The sequence below is a fragment of the Fulvivirga lutimaris genome (genome assembly GCF_009711525.1).
In the GTDB taxonomy this organism is placed as follows: Bacteria; Bacteroidota; Bacteroidia; order Cytophagales; family Cyclobacteriaceae; genus Fulvivirga; species Fulvivirga lutimaris.
On the sequence record NZ_SMLV01000322.1, the window covers coordinates 1 to 14,618 of the forward strand.

A 14,618-nucleotide genomic window follows, 5' to 3' on the forward strand; every position below is an offset into this window, starting at 1 on the left:
TTAACTAACATTCAGGATAAGCAACATCTGAATGCACTGGTAGAGGTGTATGCCAATGAGGCAAAGCAAGCCGCCAAAGAAGTAGATACTAAAATAGCCAATGGTACTGCAGGTAAGTTAGCCGGTATGGTTATTACCCTTAAGGATGTTCTGTGTCATAAAGACCATGGACTTCAAGCCGGAAGCCAGATTCTAAAGGATTTCCACTCTCAATTTAACGGAACAGCTGTTCAAAAATTAATAGATGAAGACGCCATTATAATTGGTCGCAACAATTGTGACGAATTCGCCATGGGGTCTTCTAATGAGAACTCCTCATTTGGCAATGTTCTTAATGATATTGATAATGAAAGAGTGCCAGGTGGATCATCTGGAGGATCTGCGGTAGCAGTTCAGGCCGATATGTGTCTTATTTCTTTAGGCTCTGACACAGGCGGGTCAGTAAGACAGCCGGCAGCCTTTTGTGGCATTATTGGTTTAAAACCGACCTATTCCAGAATATCAAGACACGGCCTTATTGCCTATGGGTCTTCATTTGACTGCATTGGTATTTTCGGTAAAGAGACGGCAGATGTGGCATTAGTACTTGAAGTAATTTCTGGTAGTGATGAGTATGATAGCACTGTCTCACATTTACAAGTACCAGAATACTCAAAGAGCTTAGACGTCAATGATAAGAAATTCAAAGTCGCTTACATTAAAGAGACGCTAACTTCTGAAGGCCTTGATCAGGAAATAAAAGACAATGTTGAATATCAGATAGGTAAGCTTGAGGCAAATGGTCATACAGTTGAATCCGTTGATTTTCCTTTGCTAGATTATATTCTACCAACTTATTACATCCTTACCACAGCTGAAGCAAGTTCAAACCTATCAAGATTTGATGGTGTTAAATATGGTTATAGGTCTCCAAATGCTCACTCGCTTGAAAGTATGTACAAGCAATCAAGATCTGAAGGATTTGGAGATGAGGTAAAAAAAAGAATAATGCTGGGAACATTTGTCTTGAGTGCCAGCTATTACGATGCCTACTATAATAAAGCTCAAAAAGTCCGGAGACTGATCAGAGATGCTAGTAAGGAGATATTAAATCAATATGATTTTATAATTGCTCCAACAACTCCAACAACTGCTTTTAAATTTGGAGAACACAGCACTGATCCATTATCAATGTACCTAGCAGATTTATATACTGTGCAGGCTTCAGTATCAGGATTACCTGCAATCTCAATCCCTTCGGGTACAGGAAAAGGGAACTTACCTATTGGTATTCAGGTTATTGCAGATGACTTTGAGGAAGAGAAACTTTTGGCTTTCTCAGAATATTTACTGAAGTTGAACTAATTTATGGTTGGTAGAATCACAATACTGCTTACTTTTTTGCTTGGTGCATTACCTATGATTAACACATGGGCTCAAGGCAATGAGTGGACTACAACAGATAATAACGATGAATATGTGCCGGCAGAAGCTGATTTTGATCTGATTCAGGACAGACTTAGCTGCCTTGAAAATGAAATCCCGTTAATTTACAACACCAGAGTTCACGCCTTTGTCAATTACTTTACGGTGAAAGATCGTGAGTATACTAAAATGATTCTGAAAAGAAAGAATGCATACTTCCCTTTATTTGAAAAATATCTAGCTAAGTATGGCCTTCCTGAAGAGTTAAAATACTTGTCTATAATCGAATCTGGATTAAACCCAGTGGCAGTGTCAAGTGCTAGAGCTGTTGGGTTATGGCAGTTTATGTCTGCCACAGGTAGGTCTTTCGGGCTAAATAACGACTGGTACATAGATGATCGCATGGATCCTGAGAAATCTACTGAAGCTGCATGCAGATATCTAAAACAGCTATATAACATGTTTGGTGATTGGGAACTTGCTATTGCCGCTTATAACACCGGACCAGGTAATATTAGAAAGGCAATCAGAAGATCAGGGTATAAAAAGACCTTTTGGGAGATTTATCCCCACTTATATCGAGAAACAAGATCCTACCTCCCACAATTTACTGCCATGATTTACACAATGAATTATGCCCATGAGCACAATTTTACAGAAAGTGAACTTGAATATTCGCAGGAGCTGGACACTGTATATGTAGATCATTACGTGCACTTAGAAACTCTTTCCGCACAATTAAACCTTTGCGAAGATGATTTGAAAAGACTCAACCCAGGATTAAAAAGAGGTGTTGTTCCTGAAAACACAAAAGGTTACGCTATAAAAGTACCTTTAGATTCTAAAGAAATATTAGCGCTTAGCAGAGTTACTATTTTAGATTCGGCCAGTAAAGTAGGTAAAAAAGAAGTTGACTACTTAGCCAGAAATATGGAAGGTAGCACCTATGGTCGTGAGAAGGTAATCCATAAAGTTAGAAGTGGTGATGTATTAGGAACAATTGCTGAGCGATATCAAGTTAGAGTAAGTGATCTTAAAACCTGGAACAAAATATACGGAACTACTATTAGAGTTGGTCAAAATCTTACTGTCTGGCAAAAACCAGGTTTAGTTGCTAAGAACATTCAGCCTGTTTTTAAACAGCTGCCCAATGGAACCAAAACTTATATTGTTCAGCCAGGTGACACCTTGTGGGATATTTCAAGAAAATTTGAAGGACTTAGCATCGAAAAGCTTAAGTCCTTAAATGAATTAGAGACTAATAAAATCAAAGTTGGTCAGACTTTGATCATTGGATCCTAACAGATTTCCCGTTCTATTAGTCTTTATCTAAAAACCTTCATTTCTTTGTGACTTTGGCGATCAAAATAATTATGATCATAAAACTCCATTATCTATGAATTTTAAGCTCCTATCGATATTAATTTTACTATTTGCTTTTGGCTGTGACGGCAAAAAAGAAACTGCCTTACTACCTAAGGCCAGTGGTAATTCTGCAGAAATGATAGTTGTAATGGACTCCGCCCAATGGCAAGGTCAACTTGGTGACGCTGTAAGGTCCGTATTTCAAGCTGAAATAAGCACATTGCCCCGCCAAGAGTATATGTTTAAGCTCAATCAAGTAGACCCGCGCAAAATGAATGACGTGCTAAAGTCTGTTCGAAACTTGATTTTTGTAATGACATTAGATAGTAACACACCAAGCTCAAAGACCTTAAAAAGTTACTTTACCAAAGGTTCAATAGACAGAATAAGATCCAACGATAATTTGTTCGTTTATACTGCTGCCGATGAATTTGCACGTGGACAAAGTGTTATGTATCTATTTGGGAAGGATGAAGCAACGCTTTATAACAACATAACCAAGTCAGCAGGACAACTTCAAACACACTTCAATCAAGTTGAAAATAAACGCCTTTATAGCGGCCTGTATAAGTCAAATGAAATGACTGGATTTACTACCACTCTGGAAAAAGAACATCAATGTTCTATGAGAATTCCATTTGGCTATAAAATGGTAATTAGCGAACCGGGCTTCATTTGGTTTAGACAAATAAATGACGAAAGTGATAAAGATATATTTGTAACCTATAAGGACTATACAAGCGAATCCGCCTTCATTCAAGAGAACATTATCAAATTCAGAGATTCCGTAGCTCAAAACCAGCTATTTGAAGACCCTGCCAATGAAAATTCATACATTAAAACCGAAACCTCAGTTCCTTACATTCCTGTAGTAAGCAAAGAAATCAGCTTCAATAATAAATTTGGTGTGGAGACCAGAGGTCTATGGAAAACCAATAATCTTTCCATGGGAGGGCCATTTATAGGATACACAGTTGTAGATGAAGATTTAAATAGGTTGTACTATATCGAAGGCTTTATTTACAGCCCTGGAAAAAAGCAACGCGAGTTCATGCGGGAGCTGGAGGTCATACTAAATACATTTAAAGTATCTTCTGAATTCACCACTGCGAAATAGGTTCTATTATTTCGTATTTTTACTTTCTTAATCAATTAAGTCAATTTTTGATATCATAACCTCATGAGCATAAAAATTAGAAGAGAAGACGCTCTAAATTTTCACACCCAAGGGCAGCCAGGTAAGATTGAAGTCGTACCAACAAAACCTATGGCCTCTCAAATGGATCTCGCCTTGGCCTATTCTCCAGGTGTGGCAGAACCATGTAAAGAAATAGCGGCAAATAAAGATGACGTGTATAAATATACTGCCAAAGGCAATTTGGTAGGCGTTATTTCAAATGGTACCGCAGTACTAGGATTGGGAAACATCGGCCCAGAAGCATCTAAGCCAGTAATGGAGGGAAAGGGTGTTCTGTTTAAAAAATTTGCAGGCATTGATGTATTTGATATTGAGATTGATGAAGAAGACCCTGACAAGTTCATACAGATTGTAAAGTCACTAGAACCCACCTTTGGAGGTATAAACCTTGAGGATATTAAGGCTCCAGAAAGCTTTAAAATCGAAAAGGCACTTAAAGAGCAAATGAACATTCCAATCATGCATGATGATCAGCATGGAACAGCTATTATTTCAGCTGCTGCACTTATCAATGCGTTGGAGTTAGTGAACAAAAAAATTGAAGATATTTCCATTGTTGTCAATGGTGCCGGAGCAGCTGCCATTGCCTGCACTAAAATATATCTATCCTTAGGAGCTACAAAGGATAATATAATAATGTGCGATAGCAAGGGAGTAATCAATACTAAGAGAGATAACATTGATGAATCTAAAGCTGAATTTATAACCAATAAGGACATAGATACTTTAGAAGAAGCCATAAAAGGAGCTGATTTCTTTCTTGGCCTTTCCGTAGCGGACATTTTAACTCCAGAGAATATCAAATCAATGGCGGATAGTCCTATTGTTTTTGCTTTGGCCAATCCTAACCCTGAAATTGCTTATGATCTGGCAAAAGAGGTTCGTTCGGATATCATTTTAGCCACTGGTCGTTCTGATCATCCTAATCAGGTGAACAATGTATTGGGCTTCCCTTATATATTCAGAGGTGCGCTGGATGTTAGATCAACAATGATTAATGAAGAAATGAAGCTAGCAGCAGTTCATGCGCTTGCTGCTCTTGCCAAAGAAGTTGTGCCTGATTTAGTTAACAAGGCCTATGGAGATGATAAAATCCAGTTTGGACCAGAGTACTTAATACCCAAGCCATTGGATCCAAGATTGATTACTACCATTTCTCCTGCTGTTGCAAAAGCAGCAATGGACTCAGGTGTTGCAAAAATTAAAATAACAAACTGGGAAGAATATAAATTAGACCTACAGAAAAGAATAGGCATTGACCAAAAGCTAATCTCTAGAGTAATTAGCAGAGCTAAGAAAAATCCTAAGAGAGTTGTTTTTGCTGAGGCTCATGATTTAAGAATATTAAAAGCAGCACAAATTGTGGCTGATGAAGGTATTGGATTTCCAATCCTTCTTGGGAAGCGTAGCATTATTGACAAATTAATTAAGGAAAATAACCTTGACCTTGTTGACTGTCAGATTTACGATACATACGAAGAGGATGACTTGGTAGAGAAGTTTGCGCAATTCTATTATGATAAACGCAAAAGAAAAGGTGTTACCTTATATGATGCGAACAAGCTAATGAGGGAGCGCAACACTTTTGGCTCTATGCTTGTGGAGCATGATATGGCAGACGGACTGCTTTCAGGGCTTACCAAAGATTATCCTAAGACAATACTTCCAGCTTTGCAAGTGATTGGTATGGAGCCTGAAGTTAAAAGAGTTGCCGGTATGTATATCATGATTACCAAAAAAGGCACCTTTTTCTTTGCTGACACTACAGTTAACGTTGACCCTACGCCTGAAGAACTTGTTGATATTATTGGCATGACTGCCAGAGGGGTTAAATTCTTTGATTTCGAGCCTAGAATAGCCGTTTTATCCTATTCTAATTTTGGATCGAGTAAAGGTGCATTGCCAACAAAAATTCAAACTGCAGTAAAACTGGCTAAACAGAAATTCCCTGAATTAAATATTGAAGGTGATATTCAGGCCAATGTAGCCCTTGACACTTCAATACAGAAAGAAAATTATCCTTTCAGTGACCTGGCTGAAAAAGGTGCTAACACCTTAATCTTCCCTAATCTCGCTGCAGGTAATATAGCCTACAAACTGCTTATGGAAATAGGTGGAGCCGAGACAATAGGACCAATCCTTTTAGGGATGAAAAAGCCTGTTCATGTTTTACAGCTTGGTAGTTCAGTGCGAGAAATTGTTAATATGGCAGCTATAACTGTAGTTGACTCTCAATATTATAATAAAAAGTCTAATAAATGATTTCATATCTAAAAGGTAAGCTTGTTATTAAAGAGCCTACCCATGTCATAATTGATGTTAATGGTGTAGGTTATCATGTCAATATTTCGCTAAGCACATTTTCTTCAATCAAAGATCAGGAGAACACACTAATTCATACTTATTTACATATTAAGGATGATGGACACACTCTTTTTGGTTTTAGCCATGAATCAGAGAAGAAAATGTTCTTAAACCTACTCTCAATTTCAGGAGTAGGGCCAAGTACAGCCTTAATGATTCAATCATCTCTTTCAGCAGAAGAGTTGAAGCAAGCCATAGCATCGGAGGATGTAAAAACCATACAAGGCGTTAAAGGCGTTGGCGCTAAAACAGCACAAAGAATTATACTTGAGTTAAAAGACAAGATTCGTAAAGAAGGGCTCTATACTGAAGCTGATAAGATTAGCTCAAGCTCACACAATACATTGCGTAGCGAAGCGTTATCAGCGTTAACAACGCTTGGAATAAACAAAAGCGCTGCCGAAAAAAGTATCGATGGCATCCTTAAAAATTCGGGAAATACGATTACTTTGGAGGAATTAATTAAGCTCACATTGAAAAACGCCTGAGATTTTTAAGTTTTGGTTTTTTGGAAAATTGACAAGTCATTTTATGCCGTAGTTTGCGCATTTGGTCTATGCTTCGGCATGGCTGAATCTGCTAATTCCGAAAATAAGAAAAAGTCATTTTTTCAGGGGCAAAAACCTGTAGCCTCTGATTCGGTAAAAAAGGACAGCACTCAAAACGAACCTTACAAACCATCAAGACAGCCAACCTTCAAACCTAAAGACAGATTTGGAGATCCTTTTAGTAGTCAAACGAGTCCATCTCCCCTACTTTTAGAAGATCCTGCATCACTTCAACTTGATGTTGAAATTGATACGGGGATGAACTACACCATTTATGAGAAGATTGGTGATCTCAACTATCGGCCTACATCTTCAATGACCTTTGAAGAGTTTAAACAATACCAGGAACGTCAACAGCTTAAAGACTATTGGAAAAATAGATCTTCAGGACTTGATGGTGAAAGTGCAGTCAGTGGAAGAAATCTAATTCCCCCTATATATGTAAGTCCAATTTTTGACAGGATTTTCGGGGGTACTTATGTTGAAATTATACCCAGAGGTTTTGTGACGCTTGACTTTGGAGGAAGGTGGCAACGCGTCAATAATCCAAGTATACCCATCCGGCAACAAAGAAATGGAGGTTTTGAGTTTGACCAGCAGATAAGCATGAATGTGGTTGGTAAGATTGGAGAAAAACTTCAGGTTACAGCTAATTTTGATAACAACAACTCATTTGACTTTGAGAACAATCTGAAAGTTGAGTATACCGGTTATGAAGAGGATATGCTTCAGAAGCTGGAGATAGGTAATGTCAGCTTACCCTTAAACAACAGCTTAATATCCGGTGCACAGAACCTCTTTGGCGTAAAGGCTCAACTGCAATTCGGAGACTTATATGTAACGTCAGTAGCTTCAACTCAACGTGGTAAAACTGAGACACTGACTATTGATGGTGGTGGTGGCGCTCAAGGGCGAAAATTTGAGTTACAAGCTTCAAATTATGATGAAAACCGGCACTTCTTTTTATCTCACTTCTTTAGAGAAAACTACGAAAAGTGGCTTTCAACCATTCCAAACATCAATTCGGGGGTAAATATTACGCGTGTGGAAGTGTATGTGGTGAATAGAAATAACGATACCCGAACTACCAGAAATGTGGTTGGTTTCATGGATTTGGGAGAAGCAAAAGACGAAAATATTTATAGTAATCTGTTTAATGTAGAATCTACTAATCCAAACGGACCTGCAAGCAATAGTGCTAATAATTTATACTCTCGGGTATTAGGCTTATCCACTCGAGATGCAGATGAAATCAATGCAAAATTGGAAAGTTTAGGCGTCATGAGTAACCAACCAATTCCTAAGGAATCTTTTGTCAATGGAACAGATTTTGAGAAAATAACCACTGCGCGTAAGCTAGATCCAAATGAGTTCACCATTAATAAAAAAATGGGGTATATCTCATTATTCCGAAAGCTTCAAAATGATGAGGCTTTGGCAGTATCGTTCGAATATACTTACCAAGGTAAAAACTATAAAGTCGGTGAACTTTCAGAGGATTATACTTCCGTCTCTGAAGATGATGTGATTTTTATGAAATTGCTTCGCCCCAGAAAAATCAATATTGATGATACTGGAGGCAATAGGATTCTGACATGGGAATTGATGATGAAGAACGTATATGCTCTAAATGCCACTAATGTTGAGTCAGATGGGTTCGAGCTTAGAATTATTTACAGAGATGATCTAACAGGAGTAGATAATCCACAATTACAAGCAGGCTCAAAAGCTAGTAACAGTCCCCTGATTGAGCTATTGGGCCTTGACAGGTTAAATCAAAACAATGATCCACAGCCAAACGGAAACTTTGACTTTGTAGAAGGTGTAACCATTCAGCCGGAAAACGGACTGATTATATTTCCATATTTACAGCCATTTAACACTGCACTAGACACTGCTTTTCTTCCTAATGAGTCCGCGCTGAAAGAGAAATTTGTTTTTGAAGAGCTCTATAATCGGACTAAAAATGATGCTGAGCTAGTTTCCCAAAAAAACAAGTATGTCATTTCGGGTTCACTACAGTCCGGTTCATCCAACGAAATCATAATCCCTGGATTTAATATAGCAGAGGGTTCAGTACGTGTGTTCGCAGGTGGTTCTCCATTAATTGAGGGTGTTGACTATCAGGTAGATTATACTTTTGGTAAAGTAAGTATCATCAATGAAGGCGTTTTACTCTCCGGAAAGACAATTTCTATTTCGTATGAAAAAGCTGATCTATTTAATTTCCAATCAAGAACACTATTGGGAACCAGATTAGACTATAAAGTAAATGATGACATTAATCTAGGTGCTACTCTTCTGCACTTAAATGAACGTCCTCTTATATCCAGAAACAGTGTAGGTAATGAACCTATAAGAAATACTAAATACGGATTTGATATTAATTTTAGAAAAGAGTCCCGTTTTCTAACCAAGATGCTTGATAAGCTCCCACTAATCTCAACTAAGGAGCCTTCTGCAATTACTTTTAATGCCGAATTTGCTCAATTAATCCCAGGTACATCAAACATAGTTGACGGTGAAGGGACTTCATATATTGATGATTTCGAAAATTCAGCAACTCCGTTTTCACTGAGTAACCCATTAGCCTGGAAGCTCGCGGCTTACCCTCAGACAAGTGATAAGAGGTTTGTTGGAAGTGGAGACAGAAAAGAAAATGACTTCCGAGCTAAGCTAGCTTGGTATCAAATTGACAATCTTTTTTATAGAGACGGTAATAGAAAGCCAGATGGCATATCTGATGAAGAGTTGGAAAATCACTATGTACGACAAGTGCAACAGCAAGAGATTTTTGCTAACAGAGATCAAAATATTATTAATTTCCAGCAGGTACTTGACCTTGCTTTCTACCCCAATGAGCGAGGAATGTATAACTATAATTCAAATCTGGATGCCAATGGAAATTTGGCCAATGATCCTAGAAGAAACTGGGGAGGCATAACCAATGCCATCCGCTCAGAGGTAGATTTTGATAGAGCTAATGTGGAGTACATTGAGTTCTGGTTGATGGATCCTTTTATTCAAACTGCAAGAGGTGTAGTTGATGACGGTCGTGATAATCCAAGATCAAATACAACAGGTGGTGACCTATTCTTTAATTTGGGTAGTATTTCTGAAGATGTTATTCCGGATGGTAAGCACGCTTTTGAAAGCGGCCTGGCTCCCGATGGTCAAATACTATCAGCCGCTGAACTGACAGATTATTGGGGTTATGTTACCACGCAGCCTTTTCTTACCAATGCATTTGATAATAACAGTTCATCAAGGCCTAATCAGGATGTTGGTTTAGACGGGGCTACCAACAATCAAGAATTGGACGTTTTTAGTGACTTTGTTAATTCAGTAAGTGGTAGTGCACGAATTGTGGTTGAGCAAGATCCGTCTGCTGATAACTTCTCTTATTTTCTTGGAGACGACTTAGATGCACGAGATGCAACGGTGCTGGAGCGATATAAAAACTTCAATGGTATGGAAAACAACTCTCCTATCGTAACAGGCACTAGCACCGCTTCATCAACGACAATTGCCGATAATGAAGACCTCAATGCTGATAATACTTTAAGTGAACTAGAAGAGTATTATGAATACCGAGTACCTATCCGTCCTGCAGCAGGTGGTGGTGTAGAGCCTAACGAATATATTGTAGATCAAATAACATCAGATGATTCTGGCGAGGACGTTACCTGGTATCTATACAGAATACCTATTCGTCAATTCGACCAAAGCTTTGGTAATATTAGTGGTTTTAAATCCATCCGATATTTAAGAACTTATCTTACCAATTTCTCTGAGCCTGTAGTGTTGAGAATGGTGAATTTCAGATTTGTGGCCAGTAGGTGGAGAAGATATCTTAACACACTGGAAGAGGCCAATTTATCAAAAGACACTGACACAGATGATATTGATAATTTCACTGTTTCTGTTGTAAACATTGAGGAAAACGGAGCTGGTACTGAAACACAATCACCGTATGTTTTACCTCCGGGATTTGACAGAGATCAGGATAACACAACGACAGTCAATATTAGACTTAATGAGCAATCTCTTCAGGTTTGTGCTCAAGACCTTGAGGATGGAGATGCGAGAGCTGTAATTAAGCAAGTGCAGCTCGATCTGATTAATTATGGAAGAATTCAAATGTTCTTGCATGCAGATAGTGAGTCTAATGATGATGAACTAACAGCATTTTTAAGGCTCGGTGATGATGTTGACTCCAATTACTATGAAATTGAAGTGCCTCTTAAAATTTCTCCAAAGGGTACTTTTGACCCTCAAGAAATATGGCCTGAAGCGAATGAAATTGACATGGATATTGACCAGCTTTATGCTTTAAAAGCAGAAAGAGACAGGCTCAATATTTCTAAAAGAGCTGTCTATCCATTAGAAGGCCCACGAAAGATTGGTAATAATCAGATAAGAATGCGAGGGAACCCTGACTTAAGCTCAGCTAAATGGTTAACTATTGGCGTTAGAAATCCTGCTACACCTGATGGCAGGTCACATTCCGTTTGTATTTGGGCAAATGAGCTAAGGGTATCAGACTTTGATCGAACCAAGGGCTGGGCTGCGAATGCCACTTTAAATATTAAACTGGCTGATTTTGCCAATGTTACTTCTACGGCTCGTCATACCTCATTTGGATTTGGAGGTATTCAATCAAGAATTGCTGAAAGAACACGAGAAGAAACCAATTCCTATGACATCTCGGCAAATGTTAATGTGGATAAGCTGATACCTGAAAAACTGGGACTAAAAGTCCCAATGTATGTCAGTTATGAGAATACTACTATTACTCCGAGGTTTGACCCAGCCAACCCTGACCTTAAATTAGAAGCCGCACTGCTCTCCTACCAAGATGAAGGTGAAAGGGAAGAGTATCGAAAAACCGTCATTGACGAAACTACCAGGCGAAGTATAAATTTCACCAATGTTAGAAAGGTCAAGGTTAATCCTGAAGCTAAAAAACATATCTGGGACGTTGAAAACTTGGCACTTACTTATGGGTATAGTGAGGTAATACGGACAAACTTTAATCTGCAGAGGTACTCCAAAAGAAATTATGATGCTAGTGTGGCCTATAACTATAGTCCGACGGTAGAACCAATAGAGCCGTTCAAAAACATTGGTTTCCTTGATAAAAAATATTTAAAACTCTTTAAGGATTTCAACTTCAACCTGGTTCCAACCAGCATTGGTTTCCGAGCTGATCTAAGGAGAGAACTGATACAAACAGTTTACAGAAACAGTAGCGGTGTTCAGGATAATGAAAATTTCCAAAAGTATTTTACTCTTGACAGGACGTACAACTTGAAATGGAATTTGACTAAGAGTCTTACTTTTGATTACAGTGCGAGGGCCAATGCTATAATTGACGAACCCAATACCTCACCTAATGGCGGTTTCAATGATGACGGTGATTTTGTTACACAAAAGGAGTATAACGATTCTATTAAAACTAGCCTCGAAAGTTTTGGCCGACTTAAAAACTTTGATCAACAGGTCAGTGCAAATTACAAATTACCTTTAGACAAAATTCCTTTAACAGATTGGATTAGTGCTGAATACAGATATCAGGCGTCATACTCATGGAGAGCAGGACCATTTTATGCAGATACAGTTCAGAGAAGAGAACTAGATTTTGGAAATACAATTCAAAATAGTCGTGATAATTCTGTTACAGGTAAACTAGATCTGGTCAAGTTGTATAACAAAGTTACCTTTCTTAAAAATATCAATTCTCCAACCTCCAGCTCAAGAAGAAGCACTTTAAAACCTGCGGCTGGACAAAAACAAGCCCCCCCACCAAAGGGCAACAAAGGGGTTAATAGCCTTTTAAGACTGTTGATGTCACTAAGATCCGTTAATGGTACTTACTCATTACGTGAAGGAACAATTCTTCCAGGGTTTAATAAAAGGGCTTACTTATTTGGGTTAGACAGCAGCTTCTCACAGCCTGGCATACCGTTCTTGCTGGGTTCCCAAAACCCTAAAATCAAAGATCAGCTAATAAAAGGTTACCAAAATAATGAAGGCTCTTTTACAAAAAACATTAACCTAACCGCTCCATTTACTCAATCCAAAACTGAGGACTACACGCTTAAGGCAGATGTTAGTTTAACACCAGACTTAAATATTCAACTCAATGCTAAGAAACTGAAGAGTGCGTCATACGAGGAAATTTTCAGATATAATCTTGACGATGATGAAATTGGCGATATTGACAGTTATGTCTCGTTAAGCCCTAGTAGATCAGGTAGTTATTCAGTTTCTTTTATGACCATCAAAACGGCCTTCAAAAAGGATGACGATCAAAACAATTCAACCGTATTTGAAGAATTTGAAAGAAACAGGTCAACAATATCCAACCGATTTAATAGGGGATTAGATAGTACTTATTATGGAATGAATTCTCAAGACGTACTAATTCCAGCCTTTATTGCAGCCTATTCTGGCAAAAGTGCAGGTGATGTTAGTTTAAGTCCATTTCCCAAGAATCCAATTCCTAACTGGCGTATAGATTATACTGGTTTAAGTAAGATTCCGGCAATTCAAGAAATCTTCCAAAGTGTAACGCTAAACCATTCATACCAATCTAACTTTAGCGTAGTGAACTACTCCAATTCTCTTGAATACAACAGTGGAATAGGGCTTGAAAATAATATAGAAAATTATAATAAGGATAACTTTGCTAGTGTCATAGACGGTGAGCTTGTTCCAGTTTATATCATTAGCCAGGTCATGGTGTCAGAGCAATTCGGGCCTTTAATTGGAATTAATGTGAGAACTAAGAAGCGTCTTTCTGCAAAAGTTGAATATAGAACCAAGCGTGACGTGGCCCTAAATATTACAAATGCCCAAGTCACAGAACAAAAAAGTAATGACATAGTATTTGAAATGGGCTTTACAAAGGCTGGTATGAAATTGCCTTGGAAGTCACAGGGTCGTGTGGTGACATTAAAAAATGACCTCACTTTCAGGTTTAATTTTACAATAAGGGATACGAAAACAGTACAAAGAAGAATTGAAGAACTTAGCACACTTACAGAAGGTAATTTAAACATTCAGATAAGACCCAACATAAGCTACGTATTAAATGAGAAGCTTAACTTACAGTTCTACTTTGAGCGTAATATTACTGACCCTAAAATCTCTACCTCTTTCCCAAGAGCTACTACCAGGTTAGGTTTCCAAGTCCGATTTAGTTTAGCGCAATAATTGTTTCGGCAATTAGAAAAAGAATGTATTTTTGGAGCTAAAAAAATATTAACATGAATATACCTGCATCACTTAAATACACTAGCGACCACGAATGGATTCGAATTGAAGGAGAATATGCTTTCGTTGGCATTACCGATTTTGCACAAGGAGAACTTGGCGATATAGTATATGTTGAAATAGAAACCGAAGGCGAAGAACTTAGTTCGGGTGATGTTTTTGGAACTGTAGAAGCAGTAAAAACAGTTTCAGACCTTTTCATGCCATTAAGCGGAACAATTGAAGAAGTTAATTCAGATTTGGAAGCAACTCCTGAAACCGTAAATGAAGATCCTTACGAAAAAGGCTGGATGATTAAAATTAAAATGAGTGACGCCTCAGAACTAGATGGTCTGCTTAGTGCTGATGACTACAAGTCTGTAACTACAGGTTGAGGTTGAATAAATATTTCATAGGCACAATTTTATGGGCACTATTAATTTTAGTGCTCACTTTAACTCCAAGCTCATCACTACCTAGTA

Annotated in this window: 7 protein-coding genes; all 7 read left to right on the plus strand. The window is 38.1% G+C overall.

What is annotated here, in order from left to right; genetic code table 11:
• On the plus strand, positions 1–1,344 hold a 1,344-nt coding region (gene gatA, locus E1140_RS06725), incomplete at its 5' end, for an Asp-tRNA(Asn)/Glu-tRNA(Gln) amidotransferase subunit GatA (protein WP_155180694.1).
• A 3-nt stretch (positions 1,345–1,347) separates the two neighbouring features.
• Positions 1,348–2,706: a lytic transglycosylase domain-containing protein gene (locus E1140_RS06730; protein ID WP_155180697.1), complete on the plus strand. Its 1,359-nt coding sequence runs from the start codon at positions 1,348–1,350 to the stop codon at positions 2,704–2,706.
• Positions 2,707–2,800: 94 nt separating this feature from the next.
• Positions 2,801–3,886 carry a DUF4837 family protein gene (locus tag E1140_RS06735; protein WP_155180699.1) on the plus strand — a complete coding sequence of 362 codons (1,086 nt, stop codon included), beginning with the start codon at positions 2,801–2,803 and terminating at the stop codon, positions 3,884–3,886.
• A gap of 63 nt (positions 3,887–3,949) precedes the next feature.
• Complete coding sequence (locus E1140_RS06740; protein WP_155180702.1) at positions 3,950–6,229, plus strand: NADP-dependent malic enzyme; 2,280 nt, start codon at positions 3,950–3,952, stop codon at positions 6,227–6,229.
• Positions 6,226–6,819, plus strand: coding sequence for a Holliday junction branch migration protein RuvA (gene ruvA, locus E1140_RS06745; RefSeq protein ID WP_155180705.1), 594 nt, complete (start codon positions 6,226–6,228; stop codon positions 6,817–6,819). The genes E1140_RS06740 and ruvA overlap by 4 nt, the downstream gene beginning before the upstream one ends.
• Before the next feature lie 12 nt (positions 6,820–6,831).
• Positions 6,832–14,097: a T9SS outer membrane translocon Sov/SprA gene (gene sov, locus E1140_RS06750; protein WP_246202724.1), complete on the plus strand. Its 7,266-nt coding sequence runs from the start codon at positions 6,832–6,834 to the stop codon at positions 14,095–14,097.
• A gap of 53 nt (positions 14,098–14,150) precedes the next feature.
• A complete protein-coding gene (gcvH, locus tag E1140_RS06755; protein ID WP_155180711.1) occupies positions 14,151–14,531 on the plus strand; it encodes a glycine cleavage system protein GcvH in 381 nt (126 codons plus the stop codon).
• Positions 14,532–14,618: the final 87 nt, after the last annotated feature.